Origin of the sequence: Methylobacterium marchantiae, from assembly GCF_042679825.1 — a bacterium.
GTDB classification, from domain to species: domain Bacteria; phylum Pseudomonadota; class Alphaproteobacteria; order Rhizobiales; family Beijerinckiaceae; genus Methylobacterium; species Methylobacterium marchantiae.
Genome location: NZ_JBHTND010000003.1, coordinates 209,190 through 228,996, shown reverse-complemented (window position 1 = coordinate 228,996; position 19,807 = coordinate 209,190). Strand labels below are relative to the sequence as shown.

General features: G+C 63.4%; 19 protein-coding genes and 2 tRNA genes. 14 read left to right on the top strand and 7 right to left on the bottom strand.

Annotation, left to right across the window (positions count from 1 at the left end; genetic code table 11):
• Positions 1 to 48: 48 nt before the first annotated feature.
• Positions 49 to 1,410, bottom strand: coding sequence for a hypothetical protein (locus ACFQ4G_RS03925; protein ID WP_238208714.1), 1,362 nt, complete (start codon positions 1,408 to 1,410; stop codon positions 49 to 51).
• Positions 1,411 to 1,640: 230 nt separating this feature from the next.
• Here ACFQ4G_RS03925 and flgB point away from each other — a divergent pair, with 230 nt between their 5' ends.
• From flgB to cckA, 7 genes are all read left to right on the top strand, one after another.
• On the top strand, positions 1,641 to 2,066 hold the full coding sequence (gene flgB / locus ACFQ4G_RS03920) for a flagellar basal body rod protein FlgB (protein ID WP_238208715.1): 426 nt from the start codon (positions 1,641 to 1,643) through the stop codon (positions 2,064 to 2,066).
• Between the two features lie 49 nt (positions 2,067 to 2,115).
• Positions 2,116 to 2,526: a flagellar basal body rod protein FlgC gene (gene flgC / locus ACFQ4G_RS03915; RefSeq protein ID WP_238208716.1), complete on the top strand. Its 411-nt coding sequence runs from the start codon at positions 2,116 to 2,118 to the stop codon at positions 2,524 to 2,526.
• 29 nt (positions 2,527 to 2,555) lie between these two features.
• Positions 2,556 to 2,873, top strand: coding sequence for a flagellar hook-basal body complex protein FliE (gene fliE / locus ACFQ4G_RS03910; protein WP_238208717.1), 318 nt, complete (start codon positions 2,556 to 2,558; stop codon positions 2,871 to 2,873).
• A gap of 208 nt (positions 2,874 to 3,081) precedes the next feature.
• Positions 3,082 to 3,348, top strand: coding sequence for a flagellar biosynthesis protein FliQ (gene fliQ, locus ACFQ4G_RS03905; RefSeq protein ID WP_238208718.1), 267 nt, complete (start codon positions 3,082 to 3,084; stop codon positions 3,346 to 3,348).
• Between the two features lie 31 nt (positions 3,349 to 3,379).
• Positions 3,380 to 4,144 (top strand): flagellar biosynthetic protein FliR, encoded by a 765-nt coding sequence (fliR, locus tag ACFQ4G_RS03900; protein ID WP_238208719.1) that lies wholly within the window; start codon positions 3,380 to 3,382, stop codon positions 4,142 to 4,144.
• Between the two features lie 23 nt (positions 4,145 to 4,167).
• Entirely contained in the window at positions 4,168 to 5,235 is a 1,068-nt protein-coding gene (gene flhB, locus ACFQ4G_RS03895) for a flagellar biosynthesis protein FlhB (protein ID WP_238208720.1), read from the top strand.
• 121 nt (positions 5,236 to 5,356) lie between these two features.
• Positions 5,357 to 8,038, top strand: coding sequence for a cell cycle histidine kinase CckA (gene cckA / locus ACFQ4G_RS03890; RefSeq protein WP_238208721.1), 2,682 nt, complete (start codon positions 5,357 to 5,359; stop codon positions 8,036 to 8,038).
• A gap of 4 nt (positions 8,039 to 8,042) precedes the next feature.
• Here the strand turns inward: cckA and ACFQ4G_RS03885 are convergent, their stop codons facing one another.
• Entirely contained in the window at positions 8,043 to 8,975 is a 933-nt protein-coding gene (locus ACFQ4G_RS03885) for an RES family NAD+ phosphorylase (RefSeq protein ID WP_238208722.1), read from the bottom strand.
• 262 nt (positions 8,976 to 9,237) lie between these two features.
• Here ACFQ4G_RS03885 and recA point away from each other — a divergent pair, with 262 nt between their 5' ends.
• Positions 9,238 to 10,329, top strand: coding sequence for a recombinase RecA (gene recA / locus ACFQ4G_RS03880; protein WP_238208723.1), 1,092 nt, complete (start codon positions 9,238 to 9,240; stop codon positions 10,327 to 10,329).
• A gap of 74 nt (positions 10,330 to 10,403) precedes the next feature.
• Here the strand turns inward: recA and ACFQ4G_RS03875 are convergent, their stop codons facing one another.
• Positions 10,404 to 10,820, bottom strand: coding sequence for an MAPEG family protein (locus ACFQ4G_RS03875; protein ID WP_238208724.1), 417 nt, complete (start codon positions 10,818 to 10,820; stop codon positions 10,404 to 10,406).
• A 204-nt stretch (positions 10,821 to 11,024) separates the two neighbouring features.
• On the opposite strand from ACFQ4G_RS03875, the gene alaS reads away from it, so the two are divergent.
• Positions 11,025 to 13,703: an alanine--tRNA ligase gene (alaS, locus tag ACFQ4G_RS03870; protein WP_238208725.1), complete on the top strand. Its 2,679-nt coding sequence runs from the start codon at positions 11,025 to 11,027 to the stop codon at positions 13,701 to 13,703.
• Here alaS and ACFQ4G_RS03865 read toward each other — a convergent pair.
• Positions 13,696 to 14,100, bottom strand: a complete 405-nt coding sequence (locus ACFQ4G_RS03865) for a DUF2147 domain-containing protein (RefSeq protein WP_238208726.1) — start codon at positions 14,098 to 14,100, stop codon at positions 13,696 to 13,698. The genes alaS and ACFQ4G_RS03865 overlap by 8 nt on opposite strands.
• A gap of 214 nt (positions 14,101 to 14,314) precedes the next feature.
• Between ACFQ4G_RS03865 and rfbC the strand changes: the two genes are divergently transcribed.
• The 4 genes from rfbC to rfbA are packed head-to-tail and all read left to right on the top strand — an operon-like array spanning position 14,315 to position 17,830.
• Complete coding sequence (gene rfbC / locus ACFQ4G_RS03860) at positions 14,315 to 14,866, top strand: dTDP-4-dehydrorhamnose 3,5-epimerase (RefSeq protein WP_238208727.1); 552 nt, start codon at positions 14,315 to 14,317, stop codon at positions 14,864 to 14,866.
• A 60-nt stretch (positions 14,867 to 14,926) separates the two neighbouring features.
• On the top strand, positions 14,927 to 16,018 hold the full coding sequence (gene rfbB, locus ACFQ4G_RS03855; RefSeq protein ID WP_238208728.1) for a dTDP-glucose 4,6-dehydratase: 1,092 nt from the start codon (positions 14,927 to 14,929) through the stop codon (positions 16,016 to 16,018).
• A gap of 1 nt (position 16,019) precedes the next feature.
• The gene (rfbD, locus tag ACFQ4G_RS03850; protein WP_238208729.1) at positions 16,020 to 16,943 is read left to right on the top strand and encodes a dTDP-4-dehydrorhamnose reductase; all 924 of its coding nucleotides are present in this window, start codon (positions 16,020 to 16,022) and stop codon (positions 16,941 to 16,943) included.
• A complete protein-coding gene (gene rfbA / locus ACFQ4G_RS03845) occupies positions 16,940 to 17,830 on the top strand; it encodes a glucose-1-phosphate thymidylyltransferase RfbA (protein WP_238208730.1) in 891 nt (296 codons plus the stop codon). Before rfbD ends, rfbA begins: the two co-directional genes overlap by 4 nt.
• 37 nt (positions 17,831 to 17,867) lie before the next feature.
• Here rfbA and ACFQ4G_RS03840 read toward each other — a convergent pair whose 3' ends face one another.
• A complete protein-coding gene (locus ACFQ4G_RS03840; RefSeq protein WP_238208731.1) occupies positions 17,868 to 18,248 on the bottom strand; it encodes a hypothetical protein in 381 nt (126 codons plus the stop codon).
• Positions 18,249 to 18,731: 483 nt separating this feature from the next.
• On the opposite strand from ACFQ4G_RS03840, the gene ACFQ4G_RS03835 reads away from it, so the two are divergent.
• Positions 18,732 to 19,358 carry a hypothetical protein gene (locus ACFQ4G_RS03835; RefSeq protein ID WP_238208732.1) on the top strand — a complete coding sequence of 209 codons (627 nt, stop codon included), beginning with the start codon at positions 18,732 to 18,734 and terminating at the stop codon, positions 19,356 to 19,358.
• 121 nt (positions 19,359 to 19,479) lie between these two features.
• Here the strand turns inward: ACFQ4G_RS03835 and ACFQ4G_RS03830 are convergent.
• Both ACFQ4G_RS03830 and ACFQ4G_RS03825 read right to left on the bottom strand, forming a co-directional pair.
• Positions 19,480 to 19,555, bottom strand: a tRNA-Ala gene (locus ACFQ4G_RS03830).
• Between the two features lie 133 nt (positions 19,556 to 19,688).
• Positions 19,689 to 19,764, bottom strand: a tRNA-Ala gene (locus tag ACFQ4G_RS03825).
• Positions 19,765 to 19,807 lie beyond the last annotated feature (43 nt).

The following is a 19,807-nucleotide window of genomic DNA, read 5'->3' as shown; positions in this document are numbered from 1 at the left end:
AGCCCCGCCCCGAATGAGACATTCGGGGCGGGGCTCGATCCGCGGAAATCAGCCCTTCTTGTCGAGCGGACGTCCGAGTAGGCGGGCGAATTCGGCCTCGATCTCTTCCACCGAGAAGGGGTTCTGGCTCGGAGCGGCGGCCCGGCGCGGGGCAGGGATCTCCGGGGCAGGTGCAGGCTGAGGCGGGATAGGCTGCGGCGGCGGAGGGGGAGCCGGCAGGAAAGGCTCGGGCTCGACCGGAGCGGGCTCCTCCATCCGTGTCCTGGCGGGCGCAGCGTTCTCCGGCGCAACGTCCTGTGTCGCGGCCATGGCGGCGGCCATCGGATCGACCGGGCGCTCCTGCGGCGTACCGCTCACGGGAACAGGCTCGCGATCCGGTTCAGGTGCCGGGGCTTTGCGCTCCGCCTGCGGCGCGGGCGACGTCACCTGGGATTGCGGAGGGGCGCCCGTCGAGGATGGAGACACCGCGCCGGAGGGACGGCGTAGAGCTTCTTCGAGTTGCCTTGCCATGTCGGACAGGATGGCCGCGTCCACGGGGCGGGAACTGGTCGGCCGGGCCAGCGGCGGCGGGATGGCGGGAGCCTGCTCCACGGCTGGCGCCGGCTCCTTCGTTGGCTGAGGTGGCGCTGGCTTCGCCGGGGCCGCTTGCTCCGTGACCGCGGGAGCACGGGGCTTCTCCGGTACCGGCGGCTCGGGGGCGTCGAAAGTCGGCTCGACAATGTTGCTGACCCGTTCGGCAGGCCCTCGTTGCCGTTCCGGCGCTTCGGCTTTCAGGTTGGCGAGAGGCGGCGGATTGCGTCGTGCTGCCTTCGCGGCAATTACCTCGGCGCGGCTTGGCCGACCCACCGGTGCCGTCTCAGCCGGAACCTCGCGGCGCGGCGCGATATCGTCGGCGGGTGTCGTCGGCAAGCTGCCGTCCGACCGCGGTTCCCGACTCTTCGCCTCGGGCCGCTCCGAAACCATGGATGGCGAAGGCGTCGGCTGGACGATGGGCGGTTGGAAAATCGGGGGAGCGCCCGCTGCGGCCGGCTCGACCGGTCGCATGGGCTCAAAGGCGGTTTCCTCGACCAGCGGCTCGACCCGGGCCGTCTCGTCGAGGGGAAGCCGGGCGCCGGCGCCTCGATTGATGTTGCGCTCCACGATGACGTCGTTGGGCCCGCCGACGAGGAGCAGATGCTCGACATTGTCGCGGCGCAGTAGGATCAGCTGCCGCTGGCGATCGAGTTCGTAGATGTCGACGATGCCCAGGCGCGGTTGGCGTCCGCGTGGGCCTGACTTCGACAATGCCATGCCTTTGCCGGAAAACCGCCGGTAGATCAGCACGATCGCCGCCAGCACCGCGAAGATGACGGCAAAAATGGTCACGAACTGGAGCGGAAACGACCCGTCCGAATTGAAGAACGCTGACAAGATCGGGCTCTTTCGGGTTCCGGGCCGACGGCCCTACGCAGCACAGGCCTCCTTGATACCACGGCCGGCCTAGGCCCAGGCAATAACCTTAAGACTTCGTTAACAGGCAAAGGCGGTGCCGGGCATTAGCCGCAGGTGCACAGGCTCTTAACCGGACGTTAACCATGGAGGCGGCAGATTTTGCCCATCGCTCCGGGGTCATCCGGCGGCGCCAAGGGGCTTCGAGCACCGTGTCCGTCACCGATCTTCCCATTCTATCCATGCTCCGCACGCGGATGCAGTGGCACCAGACCCGACAGAAGCTGCTCTCGGAGAATGTCGCCAATGCCGACATGCCGGGCTTCAAACCGCGCGACCTCGCCAGCCCGAATTTCAACAGCCGGACCGGTGAACTCGCGCAGCCCTCGGGAGCCATGGACGGGAATTCCGGGCTCGCCGTGACCAGCCCGGCGCATATTGCCCTGTCGACGGGGCCCGAAGGTCCCGGCGCCGACCCGCGCCGTTTCAAGGGGTTCGAGATCAGGCCGAGCGGCAACGGCGTCAATCTCGAGGAAGAGATGATGAAGGCCGGCGATAATCAGGCCGACTACCAGCTCGCCGCCACGATGTACCAGAAGAGCCTCGAAACTCTGAAGATCGCCATCGGCAAGCGCTGATCGGACAAGCGCCGATCATCCCGAATCCTGAGCTTGCGGAGCACGCACCGTGGACTTCCTGAAATCCCTGACCATCGCCGCTTCGGGGCTCAAGGCGCAGTCGAGCCGCATGCGCGTCATCGCCGAGAATATCGCCAACGCCGATTCGGCGCCGAGCGGCGTGGGTGCCGAACCTTACCGGCGCAAGATCCCGACCTTCAGCCAGCACGTGGACCGCGAGACCGGCGCATCCATGGTCGATGTCGGCCGGGTCCGTCGGGACACGTCGCCGTTTCGCACCAAGTACGATCCCGGCAACCCGAGCGCCGATGCGCGCGGCGAGGTGCGGATGCCCAACGTCAACGGGCTGATCGAGAACATGGACATGCGCGAGGCCCAGCGCTCCTACGAGGCCAACCTGAACATGGTCACTGCGACCCGCAAGATGATCAACGCCACCCTCGCCATCCTCAAGGCCTGACGCTCCTCTCGTCCCGAAAGCCCGCCGCCATGCCGACCAACGCCTTCGCCGCTGGAGCCTATGCCGCCGTCCAGAACATCGGCGGGATGAAGGGGGGAGCGCCCAAGATCGCCCCGACATCGGGTGCGGATGGCGGCTTCACCTCGCTCCTCTCCTCGGCCATCGATAAGATCGGCGAGACCGGCGTGAAGGCCGACGCCCAGGCCATGTCGGTGGCGGGCGGCAAAGCCAACGTGGTCGACGTGGTGACGGCCGTCGCCGAGAGCGAGACGGCGCTCCAGACTCTGGTCGCCGTCCGCGACCGCGTGATCTCGGCCTATGAGGAGATCATGAGGATGCAGATCTAGCGCGGGCCCCTCATTCCCCTCCTAATCCCCCTCATCCTGAGGTGCCCGCGGCAGCGGGCCTCGAAGGAGCCTTCCAGGGGCCGATGCGCGAAATGGAACCCTTCTTCGAGGCCTTCGCTCCGCTCCGGCACCTCAGGATGAGGGGATCTGATGAGAACGATCGGTCGACGCCGATGCTGCCCCCGACACAATCCGTGAGCTCACTCCCATGACCGGCCTTGCCATCCTCGACGTCTCCCGCGACGGGATTTTCGTCTTCCTCAAGGTCGCGGGGCCCTTGATGATCGTTGCCCTCGTGGTCGGCCTCGCGGTCTCGCTGCTGCAGGCGCTGACACAGATTCAGGAACAGACGCTGATCTACGTGCCCAAGATCGTCGCCGTCTTCGCGGCCTTGCTCCTCATGCTGCCGTTCATGGGCGACGCGCTCGCCGGATACATGACCCGCATCGCGGCCCGCATCGTCTCGGGTGGCTGACGCGCCGGCGCGAGCGCTGCTATGCAGAATCATGAACCTGCTCCTGCCTGGCATCGCTGCGGCCTACCTGCTGACCTTCGCCCGGATCGGCACGCTGATGATGCTGTTGCCGGGCCTCGGCGAGCAGTCGGTTTCGCCACGCATACGACTCGCCTTCGCGCTTCTCGTCTCGCTGATCCTATTTCCCATGGTGCGGCCGCTCCTGCCGATGCAGGGGGCCGCGATCGCGGGTCCCGGCCTGATCGCGCTCCTCATCGGCGAGTTGATGATCGGGCTGGTTCTCGGGCTCACCGTGCGGATGGTGCTCGCCGCGCTCCAGACCACCGGCGTGATCGTCTCGCAGCAGCTCGGCCTCTCCTACGCGATGACCGTGGACCCGACGCAGGGTGGCCAGCAGGCGGCGCTCGGCAACTTCCTGATGCTGCTCGGCATCACCCTCATCCTGGCCACCGACCTGCATCATGTGGCGCTCGACGCCATCGCCCGCAGCTACATGCTGCTGCCGCCGGACGGCGTGCTGGCCATGGGCGAGGCGGCCCAGCTCGCTCTCAGGGCGATGGCGCGCGGCTTCCTGCTGGCGGTTCAGATCTCGGCGCCGTTCATTGCCTTCGGCATCCTGTTCAATGTCGGCCTCGGCGTGCTCTCGCGTCTGATGCCGCAGATGCAGGTTTTCTTCGTGGCGGTTCCGGCCTCGGTGCTCATCGGCATGCTGATCCTGCTCGGCAGCCTCGGCATCATGATGAGCGTCTTCCTGGACGATCTCGGCCGCTATCTCGGCGAGCTCACCGGGCGATGATCCGGACAGGGGAGCGCTGAGCCGTGTCCGACGACAGCGATCAGGAGGACAAGACAGAAGAGCCGACTCAGCGGCGCATCGAGAAGGCGATCGAGCAGGGCAACGTCGCCAACAGCACCGAAGTCAACACGTTCTTCATCCTCTCGGCCTTCACCCTGGCGCTGTTGCTGGCCTCGGGACCGATCGCCAACGACCTACTCGTCAGTCTGCGCGGCTTTCTCATGAACGCGCATCAGGTCCCGTCCGACCCGACCGCCTATACCGAGATGGGGGTCCGTACGCTCCTGATCTGCGCTCAGGCGCTCGCCATCCCGGTGGGACTCGTCCTCGTCGCGGGCCTCGCCGGCGGCCTGGTCCAGCATCCGCTGGTCTTCACCACCGAGACCCTGATGCCGAAATTCGAGCGCATCTCGCCGATGTCCGGCTTCAAGCGCATCTTCGGGATCGAGGCTCTGGTTCAGTTCCTCAAAGGGCTCGCCAAACTGTCGCTGGTGGGCATCGTCGCCGGCACCATCTTGTGGAACGAGCGCGACCGTCTAGAGGTCTTCGCCCGGCTCGACCCCGCAGCGGCGTTGCCCGCCATCCTCGGTATCGCGCTCAAGCTCATGGGCGGCATGCTCGCCGTCTTCGTGGTCATCGCGATGGGTGATGCGCTCTACCAGCGCTTTCGCTGGCGCTCGAAGCTGCGCATGACCAAGGAGGAGATGAAGCAGGAGCACAAGGAGAGCGAGGGCAACCCGGAAGTGAAGGGCCGGATGAAGCAGATCCGCGCCTCACGCGTCCGCAAGCGCATGATGGCCGCCGTCCCCACCGCCACGGTGATCGTGACCAACCCGACCCACTACGCAGTGGCCCTCCGCTACGAAGCCGGGATGGCGGCACCGATCTGCGTCGCGAAGGGCGTCGATTCGCTGGCTCTGCGCATCCGCGCAGTGGCCAAGGACCACGACGTTCCGATCCTGGAAAACCCGCCGCTGGCGCGTGCGCTCCACGCGACGGTGGAGATCGATGCGGAGATTCCGGCCGAGCATTATCGCGCGGTGGCCGAGGTAATCGGCTTCGTCCTGAGGCTGAAGCGCAGGGCGGCGTGAGAACGCCACCCTTTATGCACCTTTTTTGACGAGATTTGTCCGTAACGTCCGACGGATACCCCTTGCTGCCGATGCGGCCTGGGCGCTAACCGGGATCGCTCAAGGGTAGAATGGCGCCGAGATGGCTGAGGTGAGCGGACCAACGAAGCCGGTGTCGAGCGCCATCGACCGGTCGGAGAGGCCTGGGCGGGTCGGATTGCTCCTCGTCCTCGCCGGTCTGCTGGTGGGCGCGGCTGTCGGCCTGTCCTTCGTCGCCAATGAGCAGGCCCAGCCGCTGATCCTCGGCCTCCTGGCCCTTCTCGCCATGGCCGGCGTGTTCTGCCTCTTTGCGCTGGCGATCGGTGCGATCCAGCTCTCGGGCCAGACCGGGCGCGACGACATCACCAAAGCCATCGTCGATGCCTCTCCCGAGGGCGCCATCGTCGTCGAGGATGGAGGCCGGCTCATCTACGCCAACGAAGCCTATCTGCGGATCTCAGGAGGAGAAACCTTCTCCAACCTGCGTCCCGTCGAGCGGGTCTTCGTCGGCTCGCCGGAGGTGTCGGAAGCGGTCTATCGGCTCGCTCAGGCGGCCAATGACGGACGCGGTCATGTGGAAGAGATCCGCATGGCGCCCCCGCCGCAAGGCGAGACCGACCGAGCCTTCGCCTGGTTCCGCATCGCCGTGAGGGCGGTCGAGCGGCCCAGACTGCCTGCGACCCTGTGGACGGTCACCGACATCACCCACGAGCGCGAGCGCCAGGAAAACGTCTTCCAGGAACTCCAGCACGCGATCGACTATCTCGACCACGCACCGGCCGGCTTTCTCTCCATCGATCCGGCCGGTTCCATCGTCTACATGAATGCGACGCTTGCCTCCTGGCTCGGATACGACCTCGCCACCGTGGGATCGGGCGGGCTGCGTCTCCCCGAGATCGCACCGAGCGCCGACGTGCTCACCGCCACCGAGGGTCTGCCCGGCGAGGTTCGAACCGATCGGTTCGATCTCGATTTGCGCCGCCGAAACGGCCAGCCGCTTCCAGCCCGGCTCTACCACCGCGTCGCCTTCGGCCAGGATGGCAAGCCCGGTCCCTCGCGCACTTTCGTACTCAACCGCTCGGCCGGTGCCGAGAGCGACGAGCCGCAGCGCGCGGCAGAGGTGCGGCTCGCCCGCTTCCTCAACAACAGCCCCATCGCGATCGCGACCCTCGACCGTACCGGACGCATCGCGCGCGCCAATGCCTCTTTCGCCCGGCTGTTCGGCGGCACGCCGCGCCAGGCCGTGCCGGATGGCAGGGGCGAGCTCGGCACCGAACCGACCATGTGGGAGGCCCTTGTCGACCGCGACCGCGCGGCCCTCGAAGCCGCCCTGCTGAAGGCCGCCGACGGCACGGTGGAGGTCCAGCCGATCGAAGTGGCGCTGGCAGGGCCGGGCAACCGTTCGGCCCGGGTCTGGCTCAGCCCGGCCGGCGGCGACACCTCGACGGCGACGGAACCGGCCGATGCCGCGTCTCAGGCCGACCGAGAGCGCGTGATCCTTTATGCCCTGGACACGACGGCCCAGCGTCAGCTCGAGCAGCAGATCGCCCAGACCCAGAAGATGGATACGGTCGGCCAGCTCGCCGGCGGTATCGCGCACGACTTCAACAACGTCCTCCAGGCCATCATCGGCTATTCCGACCTGCTGCTCGCGAGCCACAGGCCGACCGATCCGGCCTTCCAAGACATCATGCAGATCAAGCAGAACGCCAACCGGGCCGCGAGCCTGGTGCGTCAGCTACTGGCCTTCTCGCGGCGTCAGACCTTGCGCCCGGAGGTGATGAATGTCGGCGAGGCGCTGTCCGACCTGACACTTCTGCTGAAACGTCTGCTCGGCGAGCGGGTCGACCTCGACCTCAAGCACGGACGCGACATCTGGCCGATCAAGGCCGACGTGAATCAGTTCGAGCAGGTCATCGTGAACCTCGCGGTCAATGCCCGCGACGCGATGCCGAATGGCGGCCGTCTTCTGATCCGCACCGCCAACATCCTCCAGGGCCTGGAGAACGGCGAACCGCAATCCGGCGCGCCGGCCGGCGACCACGTGCTGATCGAGGTGCTCGATACCGGCGAGGGCATCCCGTCCGATGTGATGGAGAAGATCTTCGAGCCGTTCTTCACCACCAAGGATATCGGCAAGGGCACCGGTCTCGGCCTTTCCACAGTCTTCGGTATCATCAAGCAGAGCGGCGGCACCATCGACGTGCAATCGACCGTGGGCAAGGGCACCGCCTTCCGCATCTATCTGCCGCGCCACGAGCCGGCCGCCGAGCCCATATCCGACACGATCCCGCCGCCCGCCGCTGGCCAGAGCAGTGCTGAGATCGCGGTCAATCGACTCAAGGGTACTCCGGAACTCGAAAGGCCGGCGGGCTCCGACAGGTCGGCCCCGCGCAAGCCGTCGCCGGACCATACCGGCCAGGGCGTGATCCTTCTCGTGGAGGACGAGGACCCGGTCCGCGCGGTCAACAGCCGTGCGCTTTCGGCACGCGGCTATACCGTGCTCGAGGCGGCGTCCGGCCTCGACGCGCTGGCGCTCATCAGCGACGCCGACCAGCCCATCGACCTCGTCGTGTCCGATGTGGTGATGCCGGAGATGGACGGACCGACGCTCTTGCGAGAACTGCGCAAGCACCGGCCCGACCTGAAGGTGATCTTCGTCTCGGGCTATGCCGAGGATGCGTTCCGAAAAAACCTGCCGGACGGGGAGGATTTCAACTTCCTGCCCAAGCCCTTCAGCCTCAAGCAGCTGGTGGAGACGGTGAAGCAGACGATCGCTCGATAATTTTTTATTCTTTCAAAAGCTGCTGGAATTCGTCCACTGAAACCGGACTGTTGCTTGTTTCGAGAAGCCATCTCCTCTCATTGGATCGAAACAAAACTTCATTTCTAGAGCTTTTAAAAGCTGGGATCAAATTTTTATCTCCAGTCCAATGCACGATGCCCTTGTCAAATTCGAGTGCCGTGTCAGAAACTGTCAAAATCGGAACTTCATTAGCAAAATCGACTACCTTTAATTCCATCAAGTGTAGTAATTCCAGGCGATCTTTCGAAAATTTTACGTGCATCGTTGTATTATAGCTATCTTCAAAGGTCATTACTGAAGGATATCGCAAGCCTACTGTTTTATCTTCGCGTATATCTAAATCTACAGCTACATCATAATTTGCCGTCAGTAGCTGGGCAATAGCTGCCGTAAATTTATAGTCGTCGGAAAATGTTTCATGAATACGTCGCGTGAAAATTGTATCTAAATGCGGGGTAAGAATTTCGGATGCTGTAGACGAAATTTCCTCATCCCCTTTTATTACCCACGGATCAAATACACGATTTATTGGAACTGGACCTTTGCCGATCCATTGACCAAGATAGAATTGATCGCCAAGATTTGGACGGCATTCAATTATCGCTGTTATTCTTTTTGATGCACAATAAAACATCGGAATATGTGGTGGATTGCATCTCTGAAATCCGGTGACTGTTGAAATTGGCGGCGCGCCCATCTCATCGACATGCAAAATCTTCGATCGTGGGTTCTTACGGGCGCGGAAGAAAAGCTCTCCGCCCGAGCTCATCACAACGTTGATCAAAAAACCTTGAACTATTTGTTCGTAGGCGCTCTTGATATATTGGTAATCACCCCGCCTAGGGTCAATTCTATTGATTTTCCTTATTTGTTGATGCAATTCGAATTTAGATAATTGTTTTATGGTGCCGTTCATAATAATCTCTAATAGAATTATAACTATAGAAAGTATATTTCAGATAGAAACGCATTGATGAATCTATACGCCGATTTATCGATTTTGGCGTGAGATAGATTTACTAAGCACGCTTCGAAGCTGCTCACATCGAGATACGAGCGGCTTACGGGCACGCTAACCAATCGATAGCCCCTTGCGCAATGAGAACAAAACAAGTACATAAGTCACATCCGAGGCGCATTGAGCCTTGAGCTCTCCCCATGCATAAGGATGCCGACGAATGGCCCAGCCCGCGCTGAAAATTGTGGATTCCCCGATGGTGGACAAGGACAAGGCGAAGGCGATCGATGCCGCGCTGTCCCAGATCGAGCGTGCCTTCGGCAAGGGCTCGATCATGCGGCTCGGCAAGAACGACAAGGTGGCAGAGGTAGAGACCGTCTCCACCGGCTCGCTGGGCCTCGACATCGCGCTCGGAGTCGGCGGCCTACCGCGCGGCCGCGTGATCGAGATCTACGGTCCGGAATCGTCGGGCAAGACCACGCTCGCCCTGCACACCATCGCAGAGGCCCAGAAAAAGGGCGGCGTCTGCGCCTTCGTCGATGCGGAGCACGCTCTCGACCCGATCTATGCGCGCAAGCTCGGCGTGCAGCTCGACGATCTGCTGATCTCGCAGCCCGATACCGGCGAGCAGGCCCTCGAGATCACCGACACGCTAGTGCGTTCGGGCGCCATCGACGTGCTGGTGGTCGATTCGGTTGCGGCGCTCACGCCGCGCGCCGAGATCGAAGGCGAGATGGGTGACAGTCAGCCCGGCCTCCAGGCGCGCCTCATGAGCCAGGCCCTGCGCAAGCTCACCGGTTCGATCTCGCGCTCAAAATGCATGGTCATCTTCATCAACCAGATCCGGATGAAGATCGGCGTCATGTATGGCAGCCCGGAGACGACGACGGGCGGCAACGCCTTGAAGTTCTACGCGTCGGTCCGTCTCGACATCCGCCGTATCTCCACCCTGAAGGACCGCGACGAGGCCATCGGCAATCAGGTCCGCGTCAAGGTGGTGAAGAACAAGGTCGCTCCGCCGTTCAAGCAGGTGGAGTTCGACATCATGTTCGGCGAGGGCGTGTCGAAGGTCGGCGAGCTCATCGACCTCGGTGTGAAGGCCGGTATCGTCGAGAAATCCGGCGCCTGGTTCTCCTATGCGAGCCAGCGGCTCGGCCAGGGTCGTGAGAACTCGAAGGGTTTCCTGCGCGATAATCCCGATATCGCCAACAAGATCGAAGCTGCGATCCGACAGAATTCGGGTCTGCTCGCCGACAAGATTCTTGAGACCGCCAAGCCCACGGCCGACGATCTGGACGAAGGCGAGGCCTGATCGCTCCGGACTGAATCAAAGAGGCCGCCGCAGATTACTGCGGCGGCCTCTTTTGTTCCGGGCTGCCTCAACGCTCAGCTGCTATAGGGCAGGATCTTGATGAACAGGCCCCAGAGCACGAAGAGAATCCCGACGATCGACACGCCCCAGACGATGCTGCGCACCTTCGGAATGCCGAATCCGAAAAGCGGCAGGTAGATCAGGCGCGCGAAGAAATAGAGATAGGCGCCGAGTACCACCGCGGTGTTGTGCCGCCCGGTGACGGCACAGGCGAGGACGAGGGAGGCGAAGATCGGGAACGTCTCGAAAAAATTCTTCGAGGCCTTCTCGAGGCGGGCAGCCGCTCCAGTCACCTCCGGCGTCCTTCCATCCCGGTTGCTGGCGGCCCAGGCGTAACCACCACGCTGCTGCAGGCCGCTGGCGGATGCCGCGATGACGTGAACGAGTCCGAGCAGGCAAGACCAGGCGAGAAGGCGAATTTCAACCGGCATATGTGTGATCCTTGGAGACCGGTCGTCCCGGTCTAGGGCTGAAGCGGCGGCTCGTTCCTAGCCCGAGCCGTGAAGAAAGCGAAACCGTCTGCAGGGTACCGGGCGTGACTCGGCGCTCCGGCCTCCTTATGAGGGCGCGAGCTACGAAGAAGCCCTCGGGCGGTCCGAATGACCGTCCGAAGCCCACGACAGAGTCAATTCACGATGAGCGGCGTCAACGAGATCCGGTCGGCCTTCCTCGACTATTTCGCCAAGGCGGACCACGCCGTGGTGCCGTCATCGTCACTCGTTCCCCGCAACGACCCGACATTGATGTTCACCAATGCGGGGATGGTGCAGTTCAAGAACGTCTTCACCGGTGTCGAGAAGCGCGCCTACAATCGGGCGACCACCGCGCAGAAATGCGTGCGCGCCGGGGGCAAGCACAATGACCTCGACAATGTCGGTTACACCGCGCGTCATCACACCTTCTTCGAGATGCTCGGCAATTTCTCCTTCGGTGATTATTTCAAGCCGCAGGCGATCGAACTCGCCTGGACCTTGATCACGAAGGAATTCGGTCTGTCCAAGGACCGGCTGCTCGTCACCGTCTATGCCGATGACGACGACGCTGCCGCACTCTGGCGGAAGATCGCCGGGTTCTCGGACGACCGGATCATCCGCATCGGCACATCGGACAATTTCTGGCAGATGGGCGATACTGGCCCCTGCGGGCCCTGCTCGGAGATCTTCATCGATCAGGGTCCCGGCCTCCAGGGTGGACCGCCCGGCTCGCCGGATGAGGACGGCGATCGGTTCCTGGAATTCTGGAACCTCGTCTTCATGCAGTACGAGCAGATCGAGCCGGGCAACCGCCTCTCCCTGCCGCGTCCCTCGATCGATACCGGCATGGGGCTGGAGCGCATGGCGGCGATCCTCCAGGGCGTTACCAGCAATTACGACACGGATCTGTTCAGGGCGCTCATCGATGCGGTCAGCCACGCGGTCGGTCGTCCTCCCGAGCCCGGCAACGTCGCCTCCTACCGCGTCATCGCCGACCATCTGCGCTCGGTCTCGTTCCTGATCGCGGACGGCGTGCTGCCGTCGAACGAGGGCCGCGGCTACGTCCTGCGCCGGATCATGCGCCGCGCCATGCGCCATCTTGAACTTCTCGGCTCGCGCGAGCCGGTGATGTTCCGCCTCGTACCGACCCTCATCCGCGAAATGGGGCAGGCCTATCCGGAACTCGCCTGTGCCGAAGGGCTCATCTCCGAAACCCTGCGCCTGGAAGAGACCCGCTTCCGCCGTACCCTTGAGCGCGGCCTCGCAATCCTCGATTCCGAGAGCCGCACGCTCATCCCGGGGCAGAACCTGTCCGGCGAGACCGCCTTCACCCTCTACGACACCTACGGCTTCCCGCTCGACCTGACCCAGGACGCCCTCAAGGCCCGTGGCATCGGCGTCGACACCGACGCGTTCGGCCAGGCGATGGAGCGCCAGCGCAAGGCCGCCCGTGCCGCCTGGACCGGCTCTGGGGAGGCGGCCACCGAGACGGTCTGGTACGGCATCAAGGAACGCCTCGGCGCCAATGAGTTCCTCGGCTACGAGACCGAGATTGCAGAGGGGATCGTCACGGCGATCCTGCGGGACGGCGGCGAGGTCGAGAGCCTGTCCGCTCGAGAAACCGGCCTCGTCCTGGTGAACCAGACGCCCTTCTACGCCGAGTCGGGGGGGCAGGTGGGCGACACAGGTATCCTCGCCGGGCCCGGTCTCAAGGCCCGAGTGACCGCGACCGAGAAGAAGCTCGGCGACCTCTTCGTCCATCACGTCATCGTGGACGAGGGACGACTCGCCATGGGCCAGGCGGTGGAACTTTCCGTCGATCATGCGCGCCGCACGGCGATCCGGGCCAACCACTCCGCGACCCACTTGCTACACGAGGCCCTGCGCCAGGTGCTGGGCGATCACGTGGCGCAGAAAGGCTCCCTGGTCTCGGCCGAGCGCCTGCGCTTCGACTTCAGCCATCCGAAGCCGATGGACGAGGCGGAGATCCGAGCCGTCGAGGATATCGCCAACGCGGTGCTGCTCCAGAACACACCCGTCGTGACGAAGTTGATGGCTCAGGACGATGCCGTGGCCTCCGGCGCTCGCGCTTTGTTCGGCGAGAAGTACGGCGACGAAGTCCGCGTCGTCTCGATGGGACGTCCCGTCGACGACGAGGGCGATATCGCGGAGGCGCGTCGTCTACCGGCCTTCTCGATCGAACTCTGTGGCGGCACCCATGCCGAGCGCACCGGTGAGATCGGCCAGATCTCGGTCCTCGGCGAGAGCGCCGTCGGCGCCGGCGTACGCCGGATCGAGGCCCTCACCGCCGGTTTTGCCCGTCGTCATCGTGCCGAGGAAAGCCGGACCTTGGGACAGATCGCCGGGCTGTTGAAGGCACAGAGTGCCGATGTACCGGAGCGCTTGGCCGCCCTCATCGAGGACCGCCGTCGCCTGGAGCGCGAATTGTCGGAGGTGAAGAAGAAGCTGGCGATGGGGGGCACGTCGGGAGGCGATGACGGCATCGTCGAGATCGCCGGCATCACGTTCATGGCCAAGATCGTGGAGGGCGTGGAGACACGCGACTTGAAGAGCTTGGTCGATGCCGGCAAGAGCCGCATCGGCTCCGGCATCGTCGCAATCGTCGGCTTGTCGCCCGATGGCAAGGCCGGCCTCGTCGTCGGTGTCACCGAGGATCTGACCGGTCGCTACGACGCGGTGGGCCTCGTCAGGGCCGGCGCGGGGCATCTCGGCGGCAAGGGTGGCGGCGGACGCCGCGACATGGCGCAGGCCGGCGGTCCGGAAGGGACCGGCGCGCAAGCGGCGATCGACGCCATCGCCGAGGCCCTGTCGGTCAGTTGACGCGTTTCCAAGTCTGCCGCTTGCAGAATACGCTCATCACGCAACCGGCGACCTCCACCACGTTCGGCCCCTTGATCGTGAGGCTGCCGGAATAGGTCTTCCCGTCGTTGGGGTTGTAGAGCGAGCCGTCGTAGCCGTCCCCGGACGGGGTTCCGGCATTCATGATCTGCACACCGATCAGACTGCGGGAGTTCAGCGACGCATCAGGATTCTTCGAGTCGAGGCCAGGCCCGGGCACGCTGACGAGGGTGCCGCAATAGCCGCTCCCGCACCGGGAAATCCGAACTTTCGAATCACCGTTCTCGGTGAGCCACACGCCGCTCGGGTCTACGCCCTTCTCGGCGAATGCCCCCCCTGTCAGCAACAGACTGATCAATGCGGCAGCGGCGGAACGCATCGAGGTCGATCTGAACGTCATTTTTGTCCTTCGCCTTCCCGCAGGCCTGCCAAAGCCGTCTAGACGGCCCTTGTCCGAGAGGGACGGGACTTAGTCCTCCAAGACGTGACGGGCAAGCGAAGGCTCAAAGCTGGTCAGAGACTGGGCCGCACTCCTTGACAGGCAGCTCCGAGACGCGCCTAGAGGCAACATTTGAGAAAGGCCATGTATCGCGATGCGTGTAATCGAGACGCAGATTCCTGCGGTGAAAGTGATCGTACCGAACCGTTTCGGCGACGACAGGGGCTGGTTCTCGGAGACCTTCCGGGCCGATACCCTGGCCGGGGCCGGGATCGACGATGTATTCGTCCAGGACAACCAATCGTTCTCGACGCAGAGCGGCACCGTTCGCGGATTGCATTTCCAGCTCGAACCGGCGGGGCAAGCCAAGCTGGTCCGCGTTCTTTCCGGCTCCGTACTCGATGTCGCCGTCGATCTCAGACGAGGCTCGTCGACCTATGGAAGTCACGTTGCGGTTCGGCTCGACGCAGCGGACGGCAAACAGCTCTACGTTCCCGTCGGCTTCGCCCATGGATTCTGCACCCTGGAACCCGACACGATGGTCGCCTACAAGGTGTCGGCGTATTACAGCCGTGAGCATGACAGAAACCTCGCATGGAACGATCCGGACCTCGCCATCGACTGGCCGGTCGACGAAGGAAAGGCCATCCTCTCAGATAAGGATCGTGCGGCGCCATCCTTCACGCAACTGAGTTTGGTATTCTAGCGGCCCTCTCGGCAGCAACGCGGCGATCAGATGTTTCGGCAAGAGGACACGGACCGGCTCATGCATGAAGATAAGGGCAAGTCTCGACGTATTCTGGTCACCGGTGGCTGTGGCTTCATCGGTTCAGCGCTGGTCCTGCATCTTGTTCAAGGGCTCGGCCACGAGGTCGCGACACTCGACGCTTTGACCTATGCGGCCAACCCGATCTCGCTGGCGCCCCTCGACGGTGATCCGCGCCATCGACTCGTCACCGGCGACATCTGCGATCCTCAGGCTGTTCATGCGCTCTTTTCGCAGTTTCGCCCCGATGCCGTGATGCATCTAGCTGCCGAAAGTCACGTGGACCGTTCGATCACCGATCCCGGCGCCTTCATCCGAACCAATGTCGTCGGCACCCAGGTGATGCTGGACGGCGCCCGGACCCATTGGGAGAGCTTGACCGGCGAGGCGAGGGACGCATTCCGGTTCCTCCACGTCTCCACCGACGAGGTCTACGGCTCGCTGCCGCCGGATGGTTTCTTCACCGAGGAGAGCCGATACGATCCGCGCTCGCCCTATTCGGCGTCTAAGGCCGCCTCCGACCATCTCGCCAGGGCGTGGCACGAGACCTATGGCCTGCCGGTCCTGGTCACGAATTGCTCGAACAATTACGGCCCCCGTCATTTCCCGGAGAAGCTGATCCCGCTGATGATCCTCAACGCGCTGGAAGGTCGTCCCCTGCCGGTCTACGGTGACGGGCTCAACGAGCGCGACTGGATCCATGTCGAGGACCACGCCCGAGGTCTCGTGGCGGTGCTGGAGTCGGGCAAACTGGGAGAGACCTACCTCCTTGGCGGCCGTTCAGTGCGCAACAACCTTGCGGTGGTGAACGCGCTCTGCGCCGCCTTCGACCGGTTGCTGCCCGATCACGGACCACATGAGCGCCTGATTTCCTTCGTCGCAGACCGACCTGGCCACGACCGTCGCTACGCCATAGACCCCGGCAAGGCCGAACACGAGATCGGCTGGGTTCCGACCAAAAACTTCGAGCAGGCGCTGGAAGACACCGTGCAGTGGTATCTCGACAACGAGGCTTGGTGGCGCCCTATCCGAGAGGGCCGTTACACCGGTGAGCGTCTCGGCCTCGGCGTCTCCGCCGCCGCGGGCGCCTGACATGGATATCCTGATCCTCGGCGGTGCGGGCCAGGTCGGCACGGAGTTGCAGGCTTTCCGACACTGGCCCGAGGGTGTTAGGGTCGTCGCCCCAACGCGCTCGGACCTCGACATCACCGATGCCGAGGCGGTGACGCGCCAGTTCTCCGAACGCACGTTCGGAGCCGTGGTGAACACCGCTGCCTACACCGCCGTGGACAAGGCAGAGACCGACATCGTCGAGGCTTGGCGCCTCAACGCGCTCGCGCCGGCGATCCTTGCCGCCGAGACGACGCGCCACGGCATTCCCCTCGTCCATGTCTCCACCGACTACGTGTTCGACGGTACGGCCTCGGGTGCCTATGCACCCGATGCGTCCGTGCGGCCGACGAGCGTCTACGGCGCGAGCAAGGCCGCCGGCGAAATGGCCGTCCGCACGGGCAACCCACGCCATGCGATCATCCGCACGGCCTGGGTCGTCAGTCCACATCGGTCGAACTTCGTCAAGACGATGCTGCGGCTCTCCGCGGAGCGCGACGCCCTCGGCGTCGTCGACGACCAGCATGGTTGCCCGACTTCCGCCATCGACCTCGCCGAGGCGCTGGCGACGATCGCATCACGTCTGTCCGGCGACGCCGATGCACCGACGGGTACGCACCATTTCGTCAATGCCGGAGCGACCACCTGGGCAGGCTTTGCGAAGGCGATCGTGGCCGGATCGGCCGCGCGAGGTGGCCGCCTCGTTCCCGTGAACGGCATCCCCACCAGCGCATACCCGACGCCCGCCAGACGCCCCGCCAATTCGGAACTGTCGACGGACAGCCTGACGCAGGCCTACGGGATCGAACCGAGGCTTTGGCAGGCTGCGCTCGACGACATTCTCGACAGGCTGATCGGACCCGTGCCGTTCCAGCCGGCTTATGATCCAGCGGAGATTCGGTCATGAAGGGCATCGTTCTCGCCGGTGGCTCCGGCACGCGCCTTCATCCGGCGACGCTGTCGATCAACAAGCAGTTGCTTCCCGTCTACGACAAGCCGATGATCTATTATCCGGTCTCGGTGCTGATGCTCGCCGGGATTCGCGAGATCCTGATCATCTCGAGCCCGGAGCATCTCGGCAATTACGAGCGCCTGTTCGGCACCGGCGAGCAGTTCGGACTGACCTTCAGCTACGCCTTGCAGCCACGTCCCGAAGGCCTCGCCCAAGCCTTCACGATCGGCCGCGACTTCGTCGGTTCGGATGACGTGGCACTCGTGCTCGGTGATAACTTGTTCTTCGGCTCCGGCATGAGCGCCATGCTGCAGCGGGCGCGCGAACGGACGAATTGCGCGACGATCTTCGCCTACCACGTGGACCATCCCGAGGCTTACGGCGTGGTCACCCTCGACCGCGATGGCCGGCCCCTGCGCATCGTCGAGAAGCCGACGCAGCCGGAAAGCCCCTGGGCCGTGACCGGCCTGTACTTCTACGACAACCGGGTGCTCGACATCGCCGCCGCGGTGAAGCCCTCGGCTCGTGGTGAGCTCGAGATCACGAGCGTCAACCAAGCCTATCTCGACCTCGGCGACCTTCATGTGGAGAGGATGTCGCGCGGCTACGCCTGGCTCGATACCGGCACACATGACAGCCTGCTCGAAGCCGGTGAATTCGTTCGCACCCTGCAGAACCGCCAGGGTCTCCAGGTCGCGTGCCTGGAGGAGATCGCCTACCTCCAGGGCTTCATCGACAAGTCGCAGCTCATCGCTCGCGGCGAACTCTTCGCCAAGACCGCCTACGGACAGAACCTGCTGAAGCTGTCCAAGCTCGACCCGGACTCTCGCTTCACCGATTGAGGGCGGAAAGGCTGGAATGGATCCCTGCCGACGACGTCTATTCGTCACCAAGGGCGAGGATCGCACCGGTATAGGTCTCGCTGACTTCGCAGATCGGACGGCCGGCCCGGTCCGACAGGACGGCTTCGATCGCGAAGACGAGATCAGACCGGCCGGGAAGCCCGGCGGCCTTGGGCCACAGCCGGTGAACTTTGAGATTACGGCGTTTGGGGAACAACGCGTGGACCACGCGGCCGAACGGCTCCTCGGTGACGTCCAGCAGCCGATTCATCTCCGGCGTCAATCGGGCCGGCACGTACCAGTTCTCGGCCTTCGACAGGATGTACGGCCCGCAGCTCAAGCTGACATGCCGGTAGCGGACCGCCTCGTCGTCGAGGAGACAGAGCCTCTCGCTCTGGACATCGCTGGGTGCCCGCATCGGACCTCCAACCCGGGTCGCCACGAGACGGGGTTCGGATGAGAGCCGGCGCTCTGCACACCAATGTTCAAGGACGGATGTCGCGCTGTCGCCGCTGAGAAGACGTGCGCAGAGCGTCTCGATCAGCATTTCGGCCGTGGGGAGAGCGGAGGCAGTCAGGGCACGCGGCTCGGCGGGAAGAGTCATGGCCTCGAACTATCACGCGGTCGGATGGGGCACACTCCGTCATCCCGCACCTTCCCATGCATTCCCTGCACCGGTTCACAGAATGCGGACAGCGCCAGATCGAGAGATCAAGCCGAACGCTTCCAAACCGAGCGGAGGTCTTTGACGCGGCTGTCGATCAAGCGATGGAGCAATAAAGTCATCGTTGATATTCGCGCATATGTTGCATGTTTATTTCAATCGACTGTAGTATTTTAAAAATATTGCTTAATTAAAAAACGAGTCGAATCAATAAATCACGCAAATCTGATTGGACAGATGGCTGAGTCGACAATCTGCAATCTTATTGCTGACGGCGACACTTACCTCAATCCTTCGGACCAAATCGATACGGTCGACTTCCGGAACGACGAACTCTTCAGCGGGACCCATGGCGCTGGGATCGACGTGGCGGTCGGGACTGCGACCGACACATCCGAAGGGACGGATACCCTGACGTCGATCGAGTCCGTGATCGGCTCGGTCTTCGCCGACGCGATCGCCGGCAGCAAGAGCGCCAATACCCTTTCGGGCGGGGCCGGCGACGACTCGCTCGACGGTCTCGCCGACGAGGACGTCCTGACCGGCGGCACAGGCCGTGACACCTTCCATTTCAGAACGACGTTCTCCAGCGCCAACGTGGATCACATCACTGATTCCAAAACCGTCGATATCATTGAGATCGCGCATGCGATTGCCACGACACCGCCGGTGGGGGTTCTGGCCGCTGAGGCCTTCAAGGACCTTTCCAACGGCTCGGTGGATGCGACCGGCCGCATCCTTTACGACCCGACCAGCGGTGCGCTGTCCTACGACAAGGATTGCAGCGGCAGCACCAGCGACGTTACCTTCGCGACCCTTGATCATCCGATCGCGCTGACGGATCTCGATTTCCACATCGCGTGACGGCAAACAGGTTTCGACCGCGCCATCCGCAACGGCGCGCAGTCGATCTTGCTTGCAAGAAAGTGACGATCGTACGCGAAGCTTTGTCGGCGCCCGGCCGGAGCTCCGTCGAGAAATCGAATGGTGGAGCCTAACGGGATCGAACCGATGACCTCTTCCATGCCATGGAAGCGCTCTCCCAGCTGAGCTAAGGCCCCACATTTCGCTACGACCGCGATCTCGTCTTGCGGCCGCTTTCATCATCGATGAAGCATCGACAATGACCTGCTTGTTCCGAATCAATTCTGACCAACCAACGGTCAGTATCCGATACTCGGAAGGAAAAAGAAATGGTGGAGCCTAACGGGATCGAACCGATGACCTCTTCCATGCCATGGAAGCGCTCTCCCAGCTGAGCTAAGGCCCCATTTCTGGAACCACCGCAATCAAGTCTCGCGGTGGCCGTGCCG

Bases quoted from the DNA above. Each gene is read 5' to 3' on its own strand.
- fliE (WP_238208717.1), top strand. From the start codon at position 2,556: ATGCCGACCAACGCCTTCGCCGCTGGAGCCTATGCCGCCGTCCAGAAC.
- fliQ (WP_238208718.1), top strand. From the start codon at position 3,082: ATGACCGGCCTTGCCATCCTCGACGTCTCCCGCGACGGGATTTTCGTC.
- fliR (WP_238208719.1), top strand. From the start codon at position 3,380: ATGAACCTGCTCCTGCCTGGCATCGCTGCGGCCTACCTGCTGACCTTC.
- cckA (WP_238208721.1), top strand. From the start codon at position 5,357: ATGGCTGAGGTGAGCGGACCAACGAAGCCGGTGTCGAGCGCCATCGAC.
- ACFQ4G_RS03885 (WP_238208722.1), bottom strand. From the start codon at position 8,975: ATGAACGGCACCATAAAACAATTATCTAAATTCGAATTGCATCAACAA.
- recA (WP_238208723.1), top strand. From the start codon at position 9,238: ATGGCCCAGCCCGCGCTGAAAATTGTGGATTCCCCGATGGTGGACAAG.
- ACFQ4G_RS03875 (WP_238208724.1), bottom strand. From the start codon at position 10,820: ATGCCGGTTGAAATTCGCCTTCTCGCCTGGTCTTGCCTGCTCGGACTC.
- alaS (WP_238208725.1), top strand. From the start codon at position 11,025: ATGAGCGGCGTCAACGAGATCCGGTCGGCCTTCCTCGACTATTTCGCC.
- ACFQ4G_RS03865 (WP_238208726.1), bottom strand. From the start codon at position 14,100: ATGCGTTCCGCCGCTGCCGCATTGATCAGTCTGTTGCTGACAGGGGGG.
- rfbC (WP_238208727.1), top strand. From the start codon at position 14,315: ATGCGTGTAATCGAGACGCAGATTCCTGCGGTGAAAGTGATCGTACCG.
- rfbB (WP_238208728.1), top strand. From the start codon at position 14,927: ATGCATGAAGATAAGGGCAAGTCTCGACGTATTCTGGTCACCGGTGGC.
- rfbD (WP_238208729.1), top strand. From the start codon at position 16,020: ATGGATATCCTGATCCTCGGCGGTGCGGGCCAGGTCGGCACGGAGTTG.
- rfbA (WP_238208730.1), top strand. From the start codon at position 16,940: ATGAAGGGCATCGTTCTCGCCGGTGGCTCCGGCACGCGCCTTCATCCG.
- ACFQ4G_RS03840 (WP_238208731.1), bottom strand. From the start codon at position 18,248: ATGCGGGCACCCAGCGATGTCCAGAGCGAGAGGCTCTGTCTCCTCGAC.
- ACFQ4G_RS03835 (WP_238208732.1), top strand. From the start codon at position 18,732: ATGGCTGAGTCGACAATCTGCAATCTTATTGCTGACGGCGACACTTAC.